Raw genomic sequence first — 21,353 nt, forward strand, 5'->3', positions numbered from 1 at the left:
ACATACCAATTCTTTTTCCTATTAGAAGATTCTTTTATAATTTCATCACATATCTTCAATGCTTCTTCTACTATAGCTATTCCTATTTCATCAAGCATTTTCTTAGTATCTAAAATATATCTTGAAATGTCCTTATGCTCTGTAAATAGTTTTTCCATATTTTTATTGTTATCTTTAATGATTTTTGTCATAATTTCCTGTATAATATTATTCATGAGAATAGCTCCTTTCATATGTTTTGATGTGTTGCTTATACACTTCCATCTTAACATAAGAAGCTATTCTCTTTTTATTTTTTTCCTACAATAATTTTACACTAAGCTCAATTAATTATCAAAGGTTACCTTTTTATTTCTTTTATTTCTTTTATTTCTTTGATTTATTTGTTAAAATTATTATATCCTTTTTAAATGGAGGTATTTATTTAATTTATGATTAAAATTAAGAAATTATACTTGACTCACATTATTATATTAATTAATGCTTTAATCTGTATCCTTATGTTTTTTGTAGATAAATCCTTTAATTTTAACATCTACACTTTAATAAGATTTGGAGCCAAATATAATCCAATGGTTGCCTCAGGGCAGTATTATAGATTAATTACTCCTATATTTTTACATTCAGATCTTACTCACCTTCTATTTAACATGTATGCTCTAAATATATTAGGTAAAAATATAGAGCTTATATACGGAAAGTATAAGTTTATCATAATCTATTTAACAGCTGGAATATTTGGTAGTATTGGCAGCTTTATCTTTACGAAATCAGTTGCCGTAGGTGCATCTGGAGCTATTTTTGGCTTGTTTGGAGCCTATATTTATCTTTATATAAGTAAACCCGATGTATTTAACATCGCCTTTCTTAAGAATCTATTAACGGTCATAGGAATAAACCTATTATTTGGAATCATTTTTCCAAATATAGACAACTGGGCCCATATTTGTGGTCTAATCGGAGGATTTATCGTTAGTTGGTCCGTCGGTATTAGAGTTGAAAAATTTCTTTCTCCTAAGAAAATACCAGCTAAAATATTGACTATCTTATTAATATGTATATCACTAATAACAGGTATTAGTCTCAATCAAAATGATTGGGAATACAACCTTTATAAAGGTGAAGAATATTTAAAACAAAATAAAATCATTAAAGCAAAGGAACAATTCATCATTGGTCTTTCAAGAAATAATACTGTCGAAGTTTTTTACTATTATCTAGGCCATATATATTTATCTGAGGGTAATACTAAAAAGGCTATATATCATTTTCAGAAAGCAGTAGAAATAAATCCTAAATTTGTGGAAGCCAAAGAAATTTTAGATGCAATCCAAAAAAATAGCCTTTAAAAATGGCTACTTTTTGGATGCTATTTATCTGGAAACAATCCCTCTATGAAATATAATGGCTCAGAAAGCTTCACTCCATTGAAGTTTTCTAGAATTTCACCTTCCACCATGATTTGTACAGTTTCATTACCTGGCAGTGCCACGAGTGAATTTATTATTCCACCAGTTGTTAGCTTAGCATCAGTGGTAGACATTTTCTTTTCTTTGAACTCCTTAGAAAGATTAACTATAACATTCTTCCCTTCTCTTTTTATGGATAATAATTTAGTTCCTTCTGGAACAGGGGTAATGAATTCCCCTTCTTTTTTATAGTCCATAAGCTGCTGAATAACAAATTCTTCTATGGATTTATCTTTGAAATTATCATCATTTATATTAACAGTAAAATATTCATCATATAAAAAGGGCTTGTCCTTATATCTTAAATATAAGATATACTCGACCTCTTCTGGAAGCTCTTCTTCTGCATTAAAATCATTATTAGCTTCTACTTCTTCAGCTTGATTTTCTAAAGGAGTTTGCTCAAGACTTACTTCTTCCGCTTCGTCCTTCTTTTTACATGCAGATAGCATACCTAAAATTAAAACTCCTATAAGTAAACAACTTACTATTCTTTTCATTTGTTTTCCCCCTTAATTAAAATCTCCACTAAATATTTTCTTTATAATTATTTTCATTAAAAACCAAGATGCCATTTTGCTTAAGCAGCTCAGCTGTAATCCCACTACCCTCTTTAAGCTTGCCGCAAAAACTTCCATCATAAATAGCAACATTACCACAGGATGGGCTTTTCTCCTTTAATATAGCAGTCTTTACATTGTAAAGCTTAGCTATTTTGAGGGTTTCTCTAGCACCTTTAATAAATGACATAGTTACGTCCTGTCCTTTATTATCCTTCACTCTGGATTTTCCATCCAAAACTTCCTTTCCATCTCCAAAAACTATTTCACTAGGGTTTCGAGGAGTAGGTAATCCTCCAAGTTGTTCAGGACAGGCTATAACATATTCTTTATCCTTTAGGTATTTCATAAGCTCTTTGTCTAAGTTATTGCCTCCATTGTATCTACAATTCAAGCCGAGTAAACATGCACTAATTAAAATCACATATATCACCTCATAAGCTATCACTTTAATTCTACGATGGTTACTCCTGATCCACCCTCCCCATATATTCCTTCTCTAAAGGCTTTAACATGGGCATGTCTCCTAAGAAAATCCTTTATTCCCTTTCTCAATGCACCAGTACCTTTTCCATGAATAATAGTGACACTTTCCAGCTTTGCTAAATAAGCATCATCTAAATACTTGTCTAGATTAATCGATGCTTCCTCCAATGTTTGACCCCTTAAGTCTATTTCTTTTTTTATATTTTGCGTCTTTGTTTTCATTATAGACCCTATATTGGTTTTTTTAGAGCTTTCTTTTCCCTCATTTATCAGCCTTAGGTTAGATATATTTACATTAATTTTCATTATTCCAACCTGAACATTTAAATCACCATTTTGATTAGGTTTAGTCAAAACAGTTCCTTCTTGATTAAGATTTAGAACTTTGACAGAATCACCAATATTTAAATTCTTTGGTGGCTCCGAAAAGGACATATCTTCATCAAAAAATACAGGTTCATGAAGGTCTTCCATATTTGACTTCATCTTTTTTCTAAGCTCTTCTATTCTCTTATTTCTTTCTTTCCCAACATCCTTGGATATATTTCTTAGCTCTTTAACTATTTCGTCTGCTTCTCTTTTTGCTTCCTTCAATATTTTTCTTGCTTCTTCCTTAGCTTTTCTGATTTCTCTATCCTTTTGCTGCTGCAATTTTTCGTATTTCTTTTCATAATTTTCCTTAAGTCTTTGAACTTCTAATCTTAGTCTAATTGCTTCGTCTCTTTCCTGTTCAGCAGTTTTTCTATTACTTTCAATAGTTGAAATTATTTTTTCAAATTCAATGTCTTCATTGGTTATAAATTCCTTAGATTTATTTATTATATCTTCACTTAGACCAAGTCTTCTTGATATTTCTAAAGCATTGGACTTGCCAGGTATTCCAATAAGAAGCCTATATGTGGGACTTAAGGTTTCAACGTCAAATTCCACACATGCATTTTCTATACCTTCATTCGAAAGTGCAAATTGCTTTAATTCACTATAGTGGGTAGTAGCTATTGTCTTTACACCTTTATTATAAAGATGAGTTAATATAGACATAGCAAGAGCAGCTCCTTCGGTAGGATCTGTGCCTGATCCCAATTCATCCAATATCACCAAATCACTATTTGTGACATTTTTTAATATCTCAACAATATTTGTCATATGGGATGAAAATGTACTAAGACTCTGCTCAATGCTTTGTTCATCACCTATATCTGCATATACTTGATTAAATATGGAAATTTCAGTTCCATAATCTGCTGGCACATGCAAACCTGATTGAGTCATAAGCACCATAAGTCCAACGGTTTTTAGAGTTACAGTTTTCCCACCAGTGTTAGGTCCAGTTATAAGTAGCGTGTCAAATTTGTCTCCTATCCACAGATCAGTAGGTACAACTTCATTGGGGTCGATTAGTGGATGTCTCCCCTTTTTTATTCTGATATAGCCACGATTATTTAACTTAGGCTCAATCCCCTTCATAGAAAGTGATAGTTTTGCCTTTGCAAAAATAAAGTCTATATTTGCTAGGATTTCTTGATTAATCTTTATATTTCCTGTTACTTCTCCAATTTGTCCAGAAATTTCTCTAAGGATTCTTTCAATTTCTGCTTTTTCCTTTAACTTAAGCTCCTTCAACTCATTATTCATTTCAACTATAGCCATAGGTTCGATGAAAAGTGTTGCACCACTGGCGGATTGGTCATGAACAAGTCCAGGAACATCCTTTTTATTTTCTGCTTTTACAGGTACTACAAACCTATCCTGTCTTATTGTAATTATTGCATCCTGCAAAAATTTTTGAGTTCTTGAGGAATTAATAATTGAATTCAATTTATTTCTAATGGCAGTGTTTTTGTTTTCTATCTGTCTTCTGATATTCCTTAAAGTTGGACTTGCATTATCAGATATTTCATCCTCCCCTATAATAGCTTCTTCTATACGACTCTCAATATTCTTATAGGTACTAATATTGGATATCAGACTTTGAAGGGGTGAAAATTTATCGGAATCCTCAGATTTAATAAAATTTTTAAGAACTCTGGCAGTTCTAAGTGTATCACCCACCTCAAGAAGCTGTTTTGGATATAGATATGACCCAATTTCAGCAATCTTTAGATATCTTTTTAAATCATATATTGGACCAATAGGTATATTGCCCTTTTGAATAACTAGACTTACAGCTTCAGAAGTCTCCATCAATCTTTGCTGTACCTCATTAAAATCATTTATAGGTTCTAGTTTTTCTATAAGCTCTTTACCCAACTGTGAAGTTGCTTGTTTTTTAAGCTTGTTTTTTATTTTTTCATATTCTAAAACCCTAATGGTTCGTTCATTCATACTCATTCTCCTTATATTCCTAAATTACTCCCCTGGAAAAATGTCCTTTAGTATAATCATCTTTATTCTTATAGCTATCAATTAATTCTTTAGCTTCACTAGTAAGTCCCCTTTGACCCTTTAGAATCCTAGCCAATGTTTCATTATAAGCCTTTACTATACTTATTATTTCATTTTTATCTTCATTTGTAAACTGTAATCTCATAATACCAACATTGCTATTAATAATTTCTTTCATGTATTCAATTAAAAACAGTTTCTTTGAATTTAATATTTGTGTTCTGCAATTGGTATCTGTTTGCAAAGGGAACACCAATCCATATCTATCCTTTAAACCATATTTTTTATTTTTACATATACCACAGCCTTTTTTATCATTTTTTTCAGCTAATATATTTATGAGACAATATTCGGTTATCATCATTGGTAGATGACCATAAACAATCATTTCACAATCAATCTCAGCTTTAGAAATTAAATCCTTTAATTGTTGAAAATTCAGCTCTGGTGATAGTGTAATGGTTGATACATTCAAATCACTCATTTGCTGAGCAGCTAAGCTGTTAAAAATATTAAAGGAAAAATCAGCATGTATATCTATATCATAATCCTTAAACATATTAAGCTGACCATGATTTGATAATAAGATATGTTTATTTCTATTAATTATTTCTTTTTTATTATATAAAACATCAAGTTCAGCATTATTAGTAATTCTGCTTAATGCCGGTATAAGGAGCTTATTATTTTTATGGGACATATCATATGCCCTATGAATATCCAACATATTGGAATAGTATATTATATCTATTTTAGTAGTCAATATAGCCTTTAGCTGTTCTAGATTATTAACATACCCAGCTAAAGAAATACTGGTTTTTTTATCTTTAATATTAGTGCCATCGATAACTTTAATATCAATATTTGTTTTTCTCCTATTATTAATCCTTTTTCTCATATCATTTAAATTATCAATTGCTTCACGTCTTATGCTGTTTATTTCACCTATTGGTATTGATATATTTTCATCTATGTCAATTTCAGCTTTTTCTATGCTATAAGGCGTATTTCCTAATTTTTTTAATTGTTTTATTATTCTTTCTTTACTTAAAGGTCTATTTATTGCTTTTTCAATCTTCTGTTTTCCCTTAACAGAAACATAATTATCATTATCGTCACAAATATAAAGCTCTAATACTTCTCCTAACCTTCCCTTGACAGCTGCAGAAATAGGAATTATTTTATTTTCCCTCCTGTAGCTTTCTGCTGCTTTTTCAAGAAGCTTGCTATCAGAGGTTTTAAAGACTCTATCCCCCTTATGGACTTGCCCCCTTAATTCTATTTCGACTATCTCTCCTTTTAAGGCGCTTTCTTTAATTTTATTATCTTTAAATATTTTTCTAACCTTTGTACCATTATCCTTAGTTTTACTATTTCTAATCTCAATGCCATCGCCAATATTTATTTCTCCACTTAACTTGATTTTAACTCTTTGCTTCTCTTTATCAAATGCAATAACATGACCAATCTCTACACCTCTATTACCAGGCTTTTCATAGCCCATTATCTGACTATTTGTTTCATTAAAAATATGACCTTTGGTAAATTTTCTATTGAATATTTGTAGTAAATCTTTTTTTGTCTCATGATCAATTTTTATTCTACCATCTCTATAATACATATCAATGGCGTTTCTATATGCCTTTACAACGGTAGCAACATATTCTGGCCTTTTCATTCTTCCTTCAATTTTTAAGGATTCGATTCCTAGCTTTAGCAATCTATCTAGATCCTCTATGGTATTTAAGTCTCTGGGGCTAAGTATATAATCTCCATTAAAAGCTTGTATCTCTTTTTTAGTTTCGATATCTAATAACTTATATGGAAGTCTGCATGGCTGAGCACATCTTCCTCTATTACCGCTTCTTCCCCCTATCAGGCTGCTCATCAGACATTGCCCCGAATAACAAATACATAAAGCACCATGGATAAATACTTCTATTTCCATATCGCTATTTTCTTTTATATACTCTATATCCCTTAATTTCATTTCTCTAGCTAAAACTGTCCTCTTTACTCCCAAATCCTTTAATAATTTAATTCCCTCAAGATTATGGATTGTCATCTGTGTACTGGCATGGATTTCAAAATCAGGAAAATTTCTTTTGATAGCCTTTAAGACTCCTAAATCTTGAATAATTACTGCATCAACGTCTATATCATATAGGAACCCTACATACTTCATGAATTCCTCGAATTCATCATTTGAAACCAGAGTATTAATAGTTACATAGACCTTTACTCCTCTTATATGACAATATTCTACCGCCTCTATCAATGTATCCTCATCGAAGTTATTAGCATATTGTCTTGCACCAAATTTTTTACCACCTAAATACACTGCATCGGCACCATTTTGCACAGCCGCTACTAAAGCTTCAAAGCTTCCGACAGGAGCTAAGAGTTCTACTTTTTTCACAGAATCACTCCTAAAATTATTTTATAGGTTATAGCTATTACCTATTGTTTACAAAACTTTATTTAAAGATATCAAATTTCTACTCATCAAAAAAGTAGTAATATTATTATATCACTACTTTCAAGATAAATTTCATTTATTCTTTAATAGTCTAGATATATAGATTTCCCATAGTAAAACTTAATTTATATATATCAAAATATCCAGAGCTTTTAAGGATTTTTGATGTGCATAAATCAACTGTTTTACTTGAACATCTATGCTATTCATCAAAAGCTTCAATAAATTCTTGAAGTTCTTTTTTTGTTTGTACTAATTTAATTTCACTTTGCATAAGTTTATTTTTTAAGTCCTCATTAATTTTTTCTGCTTTTTTAAGCTTATTATCTTTTATATTACACTCATAGCTAAGTCTATTTACTTCTTCCCTTAATTCCATGTAGCTTGCTTCCATTTTTCTAAAATTCTCTTGCATCTCTTCATATTCTTCTAATAAACCTTCGTATTCCTTTTCCATTTTTTCCATTTTCATAGATGATAACGATAGAAGCTCCTTGGCTTTCTCTAATTCCTCCACAGGCTTTCCATGTTCTCCCTTAATCTTGTGGTAATCATCAGCTAATTTAAAATATTCATCTCCAATATTTAGGGCAGTTAAAACCGCTACCATAGCTGTACTAAATTTTTTATTTTTTTCAGCAATTTCTACCATTTTATCATCAACATAATTAGCTACCTTTTGCATATACTCCCTTGGTTCATCACTAACCATTGTATATTCTTGTCCTAATATTTTTACTATGACCCTGTTCTTATTTGTCATATATTATACAACCCCTTTAGACTTAACAAATCACTTAAATAAATATTTCTATACAATAATAAAATTTCCTCCTATAAATATCAAAATGTAAAATTTTACAATGAAAAATCAATACTGACTATATACTAATCTTACCATATTTTAAGTCTAATAAGTCTGAAATATATTATGAAGCCAAAAAAATAGTCGTTACTTCTTATATACCTAAATCAACTCATTGAAATAGTTCCTATCATAATTGATAATTTAGTATATTAAACTAATCAGTAACGACTATTTAGTATTTACTTTTCTTTCTTAACTTATACTATCTTAATTCAGCATTTAATTTATCCCTTAGCTGTTTTAAAATATTATCAAATACTTTATTTACTTCCTCATCTGTAAGAGTTCTATCCTGTGCCCTAAATGTCAAAGCGTAGGCCATACTTTTTTGTCCCTTAGAAATTTGCTGTCCTCTATATATATCAAATAATGTACATGACTCAAGTATAGAGCCACCATTTTCTAAAATAATAGCTTCAATTTCCTTATTGTATATTTCTTCATCTACAATAATTGCCATATCTCTAAAGATTGCAGGATATTTTGGTAGAGGTTTGTAAATTCGATCCAGCCTTGTTATTTGAAGTAAAATATTGAAATCTATATCTGCAATATACACCCTACTGTCAAACCCATAGTTTTCTAATACATCAGGATAAATTTCTCCTAAAGTCCCTAGGATGTGATTCCCATAAACAATACTAGCACATCTACCTGGGTGGAATGAAGGATGGTTCTTTTCTGGCTCAAAACCTAAATCCTTGATACCTAATCTATTTAAAAACTCACAAACAGCACCCTTTAAACTGAAGAAATCAACTTTATCTCCATACATACCTAAAGTCAACATTTTCTTCTCTATAGGCAGTGAATTCACAGGAATATTATGGGGAATGAAAATATTACCTAATTCAAAGGCTAAAGCTTCTGGTACCTTTCTCTTATAGTTAGTAGATAACACATCCATCATATTAGGCACTAGGGATGTTCTCATCATACTATATTCTTCACCTAATGGATTAATCAGTTCAACACTTCTTCTTAAAAAGCTATCTTCAGGAATATTTATCAGATTTAAACTCTTTGGACTAACAAAGGAATATGTAGTTATTTCGTTAAATCCTAAAGCATTTAATATATCTTTTGTATAATCTTCAACTTCTTGAGCATTGGTCTTAGCTCCCCAGGTTGACCCCTTTGGAAGTGTTGATTCTATAACATTATATCCATATATTCTTGCAACTTCTTCTACGATATCTATTTCCTTAACTAAATCCTGTCTAAAGGTTGGAATGATAACTAAAAGCTCTTCTCCTTGTCTTTCTACTAATAGCTCTAATCTTTTCAATATATCACTTATTTCATCTATACTCAGCTTAGTTCCTAATAGCCTATTTATTCTATTTGGTCTAACCTTGATTGTCCATTCCTTAAGTTCATCCTTATAGATATCTATTTTATCCTTTATAATCTTGCCTGCACCGAGCTCTTCAATTAGTTGACATGCCCTGTCAACAGCTATTTCAACTATATTTGGATCTATGCCCTTCTCAAATCTTGAAGAAGCTTCTGTTCTAAGTCCTAATTTTCTTGAAGAAGTTCTTACATTTTTTCTGTTAAAATTGGCAGATTCTAAAAATATAGTCTTCGTATTATCTGATATCTCAGAGTCTTGTCCTCCCATTATTCCAGCTAAAGCTACGGGTTTTTGAGCATCTGCAATAACAAGTACCTCTTTGTCTAGTTTCCTTTCTACACCATCTAAAGTTATTATTTTTTCATCTTCAGCAGCTCTCCTAACAATTATTTTCTTTTCTTCTAGCTTGTCTAAATCAAAGGCATGCAATGGCTGACCGTACTCGAGCATAACATAGTTTGTTATATCAACAATATTATTAATAGGTCTAACCCCTGCTTTCATCAACCTTAGTTGAAGCCAACTAGGTGATTGCTCAATTTTAATATCCTTTACAACTCTACCAGCATATCTTCTGCATAGGTCAAAATCCTTAACCTCTATAGATACATAATCCTTTATATTCTCTGTTTCATTCTTCAGGCTTATCTGAGGATAATTTACAGATAGATTAAAGGTAGCAGAGGTTTCTCTAGCCATTCCTATCATGCTTAAACAATCAGGTCTATTAGGAGTTATTTCAAATTCTATAACATAGTCATTGAGTTCTAAAGCTTCCTGGATTTCCATACCAAGAGTATATTCTCCCTTAAGTATAAGTATTCCATCTCTCATTTCTTTTGGAATTACGTTATCATTAAAGCCTAATTCCTCTGCTGAACAAAGCATACCATTGGATACTTCTCCTCTAAGCTTACCTCTTTTTATCTTAATCCCTCTAGGCAGTCTAGATCCAACTAATGCAACAGGAACATAATCTCCTACTTTAATATTTTCAGCCCCTGTTACTATTTGGATAATCTCATCACCAATATCAACCATAGGAATTATTAATTTATCAGCATTAGGATGCTTTTTAATTTCAATTATCTTTCCTATAACTATTTTTTTTGCTTCTTCTATAACCTTCACAACACCCTCAGTATTTGATCCTGATAATATTAATTTCTCATTCAATTCTTCTACTGGGATATTATCTATATCAACATAATCTTTTAACCAACTTACAGGCACTAACATATTCTTCCTCCTTACTTGTTTAACAGCTAATTATATATATTTCCAATGCTATAAATTAAAGACTCTACTTAAATCCCTATAATTATTAATTATCTTAAAACTGATCTATAAATCTCATGTCATTTTCAAAGAAAAGACGTATGTCTTCAATTTCATACTTAAGCATGGTTATTCTATCTAGTCCCATACCAAATGCAAAGCCACTATAAACCTCTGGATCAATTCCACATTCCTTCAATACATTTGGATGCACCATACCACAGCCTAATATTTCAATCCATCCACTGCCTTTACACATTCTACATCCATTACCACCACATTTAAAGCAAGACACATCTACCTCACCGCTTGGTTCAGTGAATGGAAAGTAATGGGGTCTAAACTTAGTCTTAGTATTTATTCCAAAAAGTCGTTTTGCAAAGGCATCTAAAGTCCCTTTTAAGTCTCCAAAAGTAATATTTTCATCCACAACGAGACCTTCTACTTGATGAAACATTGGGGAATGGGTTGCATCTATTTCATCTGAACGAAAGCATCTACCAGGTGAAATTATTCTTATTGGAGGCTTTGCCTTTTGCATGGTTCTAACTTGTACAGGTGATGTTTGAGTTCTAAGTAGAATGTTCTTATTTATATAAAATGTATCTGAAAGATCCCTAGAAGGATGATCCTTTGGAGCATTTAATGCATCGAAATTATAATAAACAGTTTCAACCTCAGGTCCTTCAGCTATTTTATAGCCCATACCTATAAATATGCTTTTTATTTCATCTAATACCTGTGTAAGTGGATGCTTATGTCCTATTTTTCTATAATTTCCAGATATGGTAACATCAATGACTTCTCTTTCCAATCTAGCTTTTTTTTCTTTTTCCTTTATTTTTGCTTTACTCTCTTCTAAGGTTTTTTCTATGGAATCCCTTACTTCATTTGCTAATTTACCAATTATCGGTCTCATTTCCTTTGAAAGTTTACCCATTTCTCTTAGTAAAAGGGTAAGCTCTCCCTTTTTACCTAAGTATTTTACTCTAATTTGCTCTAATTGATTTAAGGCTTCAGCAGCAGCAATATCATTCTTAACTTTTTCTAGAATCTGTAAAAGTTGTTCCTTCATTGTTAATCTCCTTTCTTTAGATAGATAAAACTAAAAGTTTATTATAGTCACTCTATATTCTTCAAAAAATATTAAACCCTCCATCCACTAGGGACGAAGGTTATAATCGCGGTACCACCCTATTTGATAAGCTATGAATATATTTACTCCTTTAATACCTATAAAAAATATAGAAAAAGGTAAATATATATACCTAACCTCTCTTGGACATTATAACGATGTCATCCGATAAAGCCTACTAAATTTCAGCCTTATAGCTCTAGAGTGAACTTCGGATAAACCTGTATATAGAAACGCTCTCAGCCTATGGCATTTCCTCTCTGTAAATAGCATTTATCCTACTTTTCTCCTTCATAGCTGATTCAATATAAATTTAACAACCCATTATTTGCTTATATAAGAGATACGCATCTAAATTTCCAGTTAACATAAAAATTTTCCAAAAGAATTGAGCCATATGAAGCATAATAGATGCACCCCTTTTCACTAGTCTACTTTGGTTAAATTATAGCACAGTAAAAAAAGGTTTACAAGTAGTTATTTCGATAAATTATCAAATTTTCTGAAAATAACTTTGCCTAACTAATTCATATATAATTATTCCTGATGCTATGGATGCATTTAATGATTCAGCATTCCCAATTATAGGTATTTTTACTTTTATATTAGAATACCTAATTAACTTATCTGAAATGCCATTTGCTTCATTCCCTATAATAATAGCATTTTTATTTCCATACTGTACCTCAAAGTTATATTTATCAGCCTTTAAGGTTGTAGCTATAATATCTGCCCCATTTGACTCTAAAACTTTAACTAATTCATCTACATCGTCTATATTAATAATTGGAATTGTAAAAATCGATCCCATAGTAGATCTAATGGTCTTACTGTTGTAAATATCTACGGTACCCTTCAAGGCTATTATGCCATCAGCACCAGCTGCATCTGAAGTCCTGATAATAGTACCAACATTTCCTGGGTCTTGAAGCCTGTCAAGAATTATAAGAAAAAATTTGTCTTTTTTCATTATTTCTTTTAAGTCATAATGTTGTCTTTTAACAACCCCTAAAATGCCCTGAGGACTATCAGTCGTAGATATATGTCTAAATATTTTATTATTAACCTTGTATAAATTTATATTCTTACTAGAAATTCTTTTTAGTAATTCATTACCTCTTTGGCTATTAGTTATTTCGTTATTATAATATACACAATTAAACTCTGCATTATTATCTAAAGCATATTCCATGATTCTTAAACCTTCTACCAAGAATTCATTATATGCTTCTCTATACTTTTTTTTATGCAGTGCTTTGACATGCTTAATATTATTGTTAGCCGTGGATGTTATCTCTAAATACAACTATAACACACCTATCTTCTCTCAATTTTTTGTATATCGTCATTATGTCCAATAACAACTAAAACATCACCTTCTTCAATGGAATCAGTAGCCATGGGTGAAATATCAATATTGGGTCCACGTTTTATAGCCATAACGTTAATTCCATATCTTGATCTCATATCCAACTCCCTTAAGCTTTTTCCTATCCATTCATGCAAAGTAGCAATTTCAACAATACTATAATCTGGCGCAAGTTCTATATAGTCCATTATATTTGAGGAAACTAGGTTATGAGCAACTCTAACTCCCATTTCTCTTTCTGGAAATACAACCCTATCTGCTCCAATCTTATACAATACCTTTGCATGTAGCTCATTTTGAGCTTTAGCTACAACATATTCTACTCCAAGTTCCTTAATCATCAAAGTAACTAATATAGAAGACTGAATATTTGATCCAATAGTAACCACAGCAACATCAAAATTTCTTATACCCAAAGATTTTATTGAGTTTTCATCAGTAGCGTCAGCTTGAACAGCATGGGTAACTTGTTCAGCAACAGCTTGTATTATTTCTTCATTTCTATCTATTACTAGAACCTCATGTCCCATACTATATAAAGTTTTGGCAACACTTGAACCAAATCTTCCACAACCAATAATTACAAATTGTTTTTTCATAAAGTCACCCCTCTAACCTACCATAACTTTCCCCTCAGGATACCTTATTAAACCCTTATTATTCTGCTGCTTTCTACCTAAAGCAAATACAATAGTCAAAGTGCCAACTCTTCCAGCAAACATAGTAAGAGATATAACGAGCTTTCCTATCAAACTAAGCTTAGAAGTAATGCCAAGTGATAATCCAACTGTGCCGAAAGCAGAAACTGTCTCGAAAAAAATATCAAGAAAATCTTTATTCGCTTCCGTAATAGAAAGAATCATAGTTACAACCGCTACCCACAGCATACCAATAACTGCTATGGCCAATGCTCTATTTATTACATCTTTAGCTATTCTTCTATTAAAAACTTCTGTATCATTTTTCCCTCTTATTATTGAAATAATAGATAAAATTAGGACACCAACAGTAGTAGTCTTTATACCTCCAGCCGTAGAACTAGGTGAACCTCCAATAAACATTAGGATTATTATAAAAAACTTTGATGCCATTCTAAGTTTATCCATAGGCAAAGTATTAAATCCAGCAGTTCTAGGAGTTATCCCTTGAAACATACTTCCTAGAAGCTTTCCCTTTATGCTAAGATTTCCTAAAGTATCAGGATTATTAAATTCTACAATAAAACTGAAGGCAAATCCTGTTAAAATAAGAATTCCTGTTATAGATAAAACCAATTTAGTATGTAATGTCAATCTACTAAATTTTTTAAAGGTAAGTAAATCCATTATAACAGTAAAACCCATACCTCCAATGACAATAAGAAGCCATATAATAACATTGACTAAAATATCATCAACATAGGGAGTTAAACTTCTACCTTCTCCAATCAAGTCAAAACCTGCGTTACAAAATGCAGATACAGAGTGGAAAATTCCGAACAGTATAGCCTTTGGAGCCTCGTATTCTTGAATAAATTTTAAGTACAAAAAGAATGCTCCTATACCTTCAATTATAAACGTGGTAAATAAGATATGTTTAGTAAGTCTTACTAGCCCTGAAATATTGAATTGGTTTAAAGCTTCTTGCATAATTAACCTTTCACGCAAAGAAATACGCTTACCGATAACAAAGGCTACCAAAGTAGCCATAGTCATAAAACCTAAACCACCAATTTGGATTAGCATTAAAATAACAATCTGTCCAAACATAGTCCAATATGTACCAGTATCTACAACTACTAATCCTGTTACACATACTGCTGAAGTAGCAGTAAAAATAGAATTCACAAACCCTACACTTTCACCAGTTTTTGAAGCAATAGGCAAATTAAGCAATATAGCTCCAAGCAAAATTATGCTTGCAAATCCTAAAACTAATATTTGTGCAGGATTTAATCTATAATTATTTATAGTATTATTCTGTTCGATTGTAATCACCCCAATCGAATATTTTGATTTATATTTAGAGATATACTCAAAATATTATATCTTCTTATTTCCTTTTTTATGTATTTCATACCTTGTATTAATTATCCCCATAAAGTCTACTAGCATTTAAATAGGGGAGAACAAAGGCGTCTTCGATGCGTTTTAAGTTGCAAGTTCCATGTTGCAAGTACTAGGGTCTTTCTAGTAAGTTTTAAGAGAAAATAATTTGCATCAATATTTTAATGTTTAAAAAAGCTAATATTAGGTGCTTTTTTTCATATCCCTTATTATACCACTTTGATCTGTTTTTTAAAAGTATAAACAACAAAAAGAATATAGCACTTGCCCATATAGCTTAAATGTGAGTTTTAGCTACAAGTATAAGTAAAACTTAGAAGACATATTATAATATCCCCTAAGTTTTACTTTTCTAAATTTATATTTATGCATTCAGTTTTGACTTTGCAACTTCAACAAGCTGTTTAAATCCTTCTGGATCATGAATAGCCATTTCTGAAAGCATTTTTCTATTTATACTAACACCAGCAAGTTTTAATCCATTGATTAATCTGCTATATGAAATATCATTCATTCTTGCTGCAGCATTAATTCTAGATATCCAAAGTTTTCTAAAATCTCTCTTTCTTAATTTGCGTCCTATATACGCATATCTTAAAGACCTCATAACTGCTTCATTAGCAGGTCTAAAAAGTTTACTTTTTGCACCATAATATCCTTTAGCAAGCTTCAATATTTTTTTATGCTTTTTCTTAGCATTTAGAGCTTTCTTAACTCTTGCCATTTTGTCCTACCTCCCTTACTTTTCATCCTAGTATCTATAAATATGGAATAACTTTTTTAATTCTTTTTAGGTCGCCTTTAGAAACTAATCCAGATTGACGTAAGTTTCTTTTTCTTTTAGAAGATTTTTTTGTTAATATATGACTTTTATAAGCCTTAGCTCTCTTGATCTTTCCAGAACCAGTAACTTTTAATCTTTTCGCAGCCCCTCTATGAGTTTTCATTTTAGGCATTTAAATTCCTCCCTTCAGCATTTTAATATTAATTTTTTGGAGCCAAAATCATTATCATACTTCTGCCTTCCATTTTAGGCTTTTTCTCCATAGAACCTACTTCAGATACTATAGAAAAAAATCTATTTAAGACATCTACACCTAAATGAGTATGTCCTAGCTCTCTTCCTTTAAATCTTAAAGAAACCTTTACTTTATCACCTTTTTCAAGGAATTTTATTGCTCTATTAGCCTTTGTATTTAAATCATGATCTTCTATATTAAGACTTAATCTAACTTCCTTAACATTGATTATTTTTTGTTTTTTCTTAGCTTCCTTTTCTTTCTTGGACTGTTCATACTTGAATTTTCCGAAATCCATAATCTTACACACTGGGGGTTTAGCCTTTGGAGCTATTTTCACTAAATCAAGTTTTTGCTGTGCTGCCATCTCAAGTGCTTTCCTCGATGATACTATTCCTACTTGATTGCCATCAGAGTCAATGAGTCTCACTTCACGGTCTCTTATAGATTCGTTAATCTCATGCTTATTTTTAATAATTGTCCACCTCCTGATAATTTTAAAAGCATAATTAATATAAAATAAAAGAACTTAGGGATATCCAGTCCCCACGCTTCGGGTCAGATTTTCCTAGAAAATGCCCTCAAACAAAAAGACGAATGTAAAAACATTCGCCTTATAGCCATAATTATAAACATTAAAACAATAAATACAATATAATCGTTTAGGCCATATTAACCTTAATGACATAATCATAAGGTGAGAAACGAATGTTCCTACTTTATTTTAGTATTCAATATCCTTTTCTAACAATAAGTTTATCATTATTAGAATAAACTGTCAACCTTTTTTTATTTTTTACCTACTGCCTTCCTCCATGCATGAAGTCCTAGTGATATACCTATTACACCATATGCAACAAAGGCTCTAAAATATTCTCCAATCTGTGCTGCACCAAAAAGATTGTTTCCAGCCTTTGGTGAAACATAAAATAATGTATGGAACAAAACTACTCCAAGCAATGCTTGCCCAATTGTAGCTCTCGAAACAGAAGCTCCACCAATAAGTATGGCAGCTATTGAAAATGTAGCTATCTGAACGTGGCTTCCATATGTACTAAGAGTCCCAATATTTTGAAGAAATATTATTTGACCCCAAGCAGCAAGTAATATAGATATAGTTACAGCTATAATTCTTATTTTATCTACATTTATTCCCGAAACTTTTGCTATGTGCATATCTTGCCCTACTGTTCTAAAATCTTGTCCAAGTTTAGTCTTAACAATTAAAACATTAAATATACAAAGTCCAGCTATAACCATTCCTGTTACCATTGGTACCTGTATCCTTACGAATCTCTTTCCTCCATTCAATACAATTATACCACCGAGCAATACTAAAAAACTAATTCCCAAATTGAATATCAGCTTTCTAGTATTTACATCTTTTCCTTTCCTTTTATTCCAAAAATATATCGTTATTATTACTATAGTAGAAATAATCGATGCTATAATCATAAGCTTCCATAAAGGCATTTTCCATAGATTGTCTAGAGCATATTTTATACCTTTATCATTTCTACCCAAGTCGATAGTATTTCTTATTCCAACGCCTCCGCTCAACATAAGAACCTTGTTTTTCATTGGAATAACTGTTCCTATCATAAACAAGAATAAAAATTGATATAAACCCATTGTAAAAAAGCCTGCAATAAGACTTGCTATCATTTCTTGCCCCTTAGTTTTATTCAGTAATCTTCCTATCAATATACCAAATATAATAGCCAGTGGAGTAGATAAAACAATGCAAAGTAAAAAACCTTTAATTCCATATATTCCAAAATGAGTTACTGCTACTATTGCTATCTGTCCAGCCATGGCTCCTATAACTATACCAAAATTGAGTCCCATCCCAGCTAGAACAGGTATAATAAGAGAAAGCACTAAAAATGCATTTCTAGAAAGTCTTGTAACAATCTCTCTTACTATTGATGATACAGGATACCCTGAAAAATAACTTGCAATAATACACATAACTAAAAATAACATCGTAGCACTGTGTTCTATAAAAAATCGTTTTAAATTTTTTCCCTTGTCTTTATATTCCTGTACACTAATATTATTCATTTCATCCATATTAGTCAGCACCCCCTACTTTAGTTATTGCATATAGAATGATTCCATTTTGAACTATCATCCTTAAAACCTCTGACAAATTGCCCTCGCTAAATATTTGGTTTGCAACGGGGAGTGCAACTGTAAGCAAACCTTGGAACAAAAAAACACCTAAAATTGCATGAGATATTTTTGCTTTTTTTGCAGAAGCTCCACCAATTAAAACAGCAGCAACAGCAGGAAAAGCCATATACAGTGGTGCTAAATACAATTGTACAAAACCAAAACTTTGAGCATATACAATAATTCCTATTGCTCCTAGAACATTTGATAATACTGTACCTATGATTCTACACTTATCTACGTCTATTCCTGAAGCTTGAGCAAATTTAGGATTATCTCCAGCAGCCCTCAATGCTACACCAATTTTACTTCTTAAAAATACCCAAACTGCTAAACAAGTCCCAAAGAAAAATAGTAATAATCCCGTTGGTATTATTATTTCCCCAATCTTTATCATCAAGAAATTATTTAAGAAATATGCAAAGGATTTATCTAAAGCAAAGGTAACCCTAAGCCCTTTTCCTATAGGCCATGCCATTTCAGGATTTTTAAAGGGGATAACCACCCATATAATGCACATAAAGGATACTATAGAAAAACCTGTATAGGTTGCTACAAGCATCTCTGACCCCTTTATTTTATTAAGCATCATACCATAAATCCAGCCTGCAAGTGCTGCAAAGGGTATAGCTATAATGACGGAAGCCCAAAAACCATTGCCCCATATCAATGAAGTTAACCCAAATTGTATGGTAATAGTCATGGCAAAAAGCCCACATACTATGCCTAATGGTAAAGCAAAGTTCGGACCTGTCCCACATTGTATAGATGGTATCATAGCTAAAGCCAATATACCGAACATACCAAAACGCCTTATTACATCTGAAATCAAGGATGAAGCTGGCAATTTTAATATTAATGCCATTACACATATTGAAAAAAATAACAAAGAAATTATAAGTCTAGGCAAGCCAACCCTGTCAGAAATTCTTTTAATAGCTTCATTCATATTATTTTGCCTCCTTACATCGCATTTTGTGATATTGTCCTGCCATCATAAGCCCAAAGTCTCTGTCACTATCTGTAGGTTTAAGAATACCTTCAACCTTTCCTTCAGACACAATTGCTATTCTGTCACAAATCGAACGAAGCTCTGCTAATTCACTAGATGTCATTATTATAGTCATTCCTTTTTCTCTATTTAATTTAACAAGTAAATCTAAAACTAATTTTTTCGCTCCAATATCTATACCTCTTGTAGGTTCAGATACTAAAAGCACATCAGGCTCTAATGTCAAAGCCCTCGCCACACATACCTTCTGTTGATTTCCTCCGCTAAGTCTTCTTGTAAGCTGACTAGGACCTGTGCACCTTATATCCAATTCCTCAATCATTTTTAATGCATGTTGCCTAATAGCTTTATTATCCATCTGATTAAAAACAGTCATCTTCTTAAGAAATTTATCCTTTATCTGCATAGTTGTAACTGCAATATTATGTTCTATTGATGAATCAAGTAAAAGTCCAACACCTCTTCTATCCTCAGAAACAAAGGCAAGTCCCTTTTTTAGTGACTGCTTTGTATTATTCAATTCCAATTTTTCTCCTTTAAGAACTATATCACCACTAGTTTCATATAGTCCCATTATTCCATTTGCTATACCTATTTTACCTTGTCCAGCTAATCCTCCTATACCTAATATTTCTCCTTTTCTAACATCTAAATCTATACCATTAACTTCTTCCCCAGGCATATTAACTTTTAAATTCCTTATGGATAAGATAATATTATCTGTGGAAATCCTATAATCTTTCTCATTTGAGGTCGGAATAATTTCTACTTTTCTACCTACCATAAGCTCAGCAAGCTCTGATACACTTGTTTCCTCCTTCTTTCTAGTTGCTACTAATTCACCATCTCTAAGTATCGTCACATTATCTGCTGCCTGCATAACTTCATCGAGCCTATGGGTTATAAATAAAATTGATATTCCTGATGCTGCAAGGTTTTTCATTGCTGAAATCAAATTATCTGCCTCACTTTCTGTAAGAACAGCAGTAGGCTCATCAAATACTAAAAGCTTAATCCCTTTTTTATCTATTTCCCTTGCTATCTCAATAAACTGCATATGACCAACGGGAAGTCCAGCAACCCTTGCCCATTCATCTATATCCATACCTAAAGTATCCAATGCCTTTCTTGTATCCTTCTTCATCTCTTTTATATCTAAGGTTTTCAAACTGTCATTTTTAAATGCTCTGCTGATAAAATTATCTTTAGTTATTTCTCTATTAAGTTTAATATTTTCAGTAATCGTAAAACCAGGAACAAGCATAAATTCTTGATGGACCATGCCTATACCTAGTTCCATTGCTTCCTTTGGAGATTTGATATGGGTTTTTTCTCCACATAAAAATACTTCTCCTGAAAAACCACCGGTTGAATGTATCACAGGCATTCCAAATAAAATATTCATAAGGGTTGATTTTCCTGCTCCATTTTCTCCTAACAATGCGTGTATCTCTCCAGGTTTTACAGATAAACTGACACCTTTCAAAACTTTATTTCCATAATATTCCTTATTTATATCCTTCATCTGTAATGTGTATTTTTCCTGCATCTACTTTCACCACCTTGTGTTTTCTTCAAAATGCAAGGTTGCCTGTAGGCAACCTTACATTTTTTAATTTTCCATTTTTATAATCATTCTACCAATTTACAATTTTTCATAAAACCTAGTAAACAAACCTTTGCTAAGATTAGTTCTAAAAGTATTGAAGTGTAGTA

19 protein-coding genes and 1 other annotated feature are annotated in these 21,353 nt (G+C 31.6%); of the genes, 1 reads left to right on the forward strand and 18 read right to left on the reverse strand.

The features are described from left to right. On the reverse strand, positions 1–215 hold a 215-nt coding region (locus tag BUB36_RS11335; protein ID WP_073147045.1), incomplete at its 3' end, for a hypothetical protein. 216 nt (positions 216–431) lie between these two features. Between BUB36_RS11335 and BUB36_RS11340 the strand changes: the two genes are divergently transcribed. Further along, the gene (locus BUB36_RS11340; protein WP_073150108.1) at positions 432–1,349 is read left to right on the forward strand and encodes a rhomboid family intramembrane serine protease; all 918 of its coding nucleotides are present in this window, start codon (positions 432–434) and stop codon (positions 1,347–1,349) included. Positions 1,350–1,369: 20 nt separating this feature from the next. Here BUB36_RS11340 and BUB36_RS11345 read toward each other — a convergent pair whose 3' ends face one another. The 17 genes from BUB36_RS11345 to BUB36_RS11425 all read right to left on the reverse strand — a co-directional run bounded on the left by BUB36_RS11345 (position 1,370) and on the right by BUB36_RS11425 (position 21,186). After that, the gene (locus tag BUB36_RS11345; RefSeq protein ID WP_073150111.1) at positions 1,370–1,969 is read right to left on the reverse strand and encodes a GerMN domain-containing protein; all 600 of its coding nucleotides are present in this window, start codon (positions 1,967–1,969) and stop codon (positions 1,370–1,372) included. 28 nt (positions 1,970–1,997) lie between these two features. Beyond that, positions 1,998–2,453: a DUF523 domain-containing protein gene (locus BUB36_RS11350; protein ID WP_073150195.1), complete on the reverse strand. Its 456-nt coding sequence runs from the start codon at positions 2,451–2,453 to the stop codon at positions 1,998–2,000. Between the two features lie 20 nt (positions 2,454–2,473). Beyond that, positions 2,474–4,840 carry an endonuclease MutS2 gene (locus BUB36_RS11355; protein WP_073150113.1) on the reverse strand — a complete coding sequence of 789 codons (2,367 nt, stop codon included), beginning with the start codon at positions 4,838–4,840 and terminating at the stop codon, positions 2,474–2,476. Between the two features lie 19 nt (positions 4,841–4,859). After that, complete coding sequence (locus tag BUB36_RS11360) at positions 4,860–7,319, reverse strand: DUF3656 domain-containing U32 family peptidase (protein ID WP_073150116.1); 2,460 nt, start codon at positions 7,317–7,319, stop codon at positions 4,860–4,862. Between the two features lie 262 nt (positions 7,320–7,581). After that, on the reverse strand, positions 7,582–8,142 hold the full coding sequence (locus tag BUB36_RS11365) for a cell division protein ZapA (protein ID WP_073150119.1): 561 nt from the start codon (positions 8,140–8,142) through the stop codon (positions 7,582–7,584). Between the two features lie 307 nt (positions 8,143–8,449). Beyond that, a complete protein-coding gene (pheT, locus tag BUB36_RS11370; RefSeq protein ID WP_073150122.1) occupies positions 8,450–10,843 on the reverse strand; it encodes a phenylalanine--tRNA ligase subunit beta in 2,394 nt (797 codons plus the stop codon). A gap of 94 nt (positions 10,844–10,937) precedes the next feature. Continuing rightward, positions 10,938–11,957, reverse strand: a complete 1,020-nt coding sequence (gene pheS / locus BUB36_RS11375; protein ID WP_073150124.1) for a phenylalanine--tRNA ligase subunit alpha — start codon at positions 11,955–11,957, stop codon at positions 10,938–10,940. An 86-nt stretch (positions 11,958–12,043) separates the two neighbouring features. Further along, positions 12,044–12,321 (reverse strand) — a binding site (T-box leader). A gap of 9 nt (positions 12,322–12,330) precedes the next feature. After that, positions 12,331–12,423 carry a YqzL family protein gene (locus BUB36_RS20655; protein WP_073150127.1) on the reverse strand — a complete coding sequence of 31 codons (93 nt, stop codon included), beginning with the start codon at positions 12,421–12,423 and terminating at the stop codon, positions 12,331–12,333. 87 nt (positions 12,424–12,510) lie between these two features. Beyond that, positions 12,511–13,323, reverse strand: coding sequence for a TrmH family RNA methyltransferase (locus BUB36_RS11385; RefSeq protein ID WP_073150130.1), 813 nt, complete (start codon positions 13,321–13,323; stop codon positions 12,511–12,513). Between the two features lie 11 nt (positions 13,324–13,334). Then, positions 13,335–13,985, reverse strand: a complete 651-nt coding sequence (locus BUB36_RS11390; RefSeq protein ID WP_073150132.1) for a potassium channel family protein — start codon at positions 13,983–13,985, stop codon at positions 13,335–13,337. 12 nt (positions 13,986–13,997) lie between these two features. Beyond that, entirely contained in the window at positions 13,998–15,362 is a 1,365-nt protein-coding gene (locus BUB36_RS11395; protein WP_073150135.1) for a TrkH family potassium uptake protein, read from the reverse strand. Between the two features lie 433 nt (positions 15,363–15,795). Then, positions 15,796–16,155 (reverse strand): 50S ribosomal protein L20, encoded by a 360-nt coding sequence (rplT, locus tag BUB36_RS11400; protein ID WP_073150137.1) that lies wholly within the window; start codon positions 16,153–16,155, stop codon positions 15,796–15,798. Between the two features lie 34 nt (positions 16,156–16,189). Further along, positions 16,190–16,387: a 50S ribosomal protein L35 gene (gene rpmI, locus BUB36_RS11405; RefSeq protein ID WP_073150140.1), complete on the reverse strand. Its 198-nt coding sequence runs from the start codon at positions 16,385–16,387 to the stop codon at positions 16,190–16,192. A gap of 28 nt (positions 16,388–16,415) precedes the next feature. Continuing rightward, positions 16,416–16,964, reverse strand: coding sequence for a translation initiation factor IF-3 (infC, locus tag BUB36_RS11410; RefSeq protein ID WP_073150142.1), 549 nt, complete (start codon positions 16,962–16,964; stop codon positions 16,416–16,418). 275 nt (positions 16,965–17,239) lie between these two features. After that, positions 17,240–18,523: an ABC transporter permease subunit gene (locus BUB36_RS11415; RefSeq protein WP_242655789.1), complete on the reverse strand. Its 1,284-nt coding sequence runs from the start codon at positions 18,521–18,523 to the stop codon at positions 17,240–17,242. A gap of 1 nt (position 18,524) precedes the next feature. Continuing rightward, positions 18,525–19,574 carry an ABC transporter permease subunit gene (locus BUB36_RS11420; protein WP_073150145.1) on the reverse strand — a complete coding sequence of 350 codons (1,050 nt, stop codon included), beginning with the start codon at positions 19,572–19,574 and terminating at the stop codon, positions 18,525–18,527. A 1-nt stretch (position 19,575) separates the two neighbouring features. Then, positions 19,576–21,186, reverse strand: coding sequence for a sugar ABC transporter ATP-binding protein (locus BUB36_RS11425; RefSeq protein ID WP_073150148.1), 1,611 nt, complete (start codon positions 21,184–21,186; stop codon positions 19,576–19,578). Positions 21,187–21,353 lie beyond the last annotated feature (167 nt).

Source organism: Paramaledivibacter caminithermalis DSM 15212 (genome assembly GCF_900142245.1).
Classification (GTDB): domain Bacteria; phylum Bacillota; class Clostridia; order Peptostreptococcales; family Caminicellaceae; genus Paramaledivibacter; species Paramaledivibacter caminithermalis.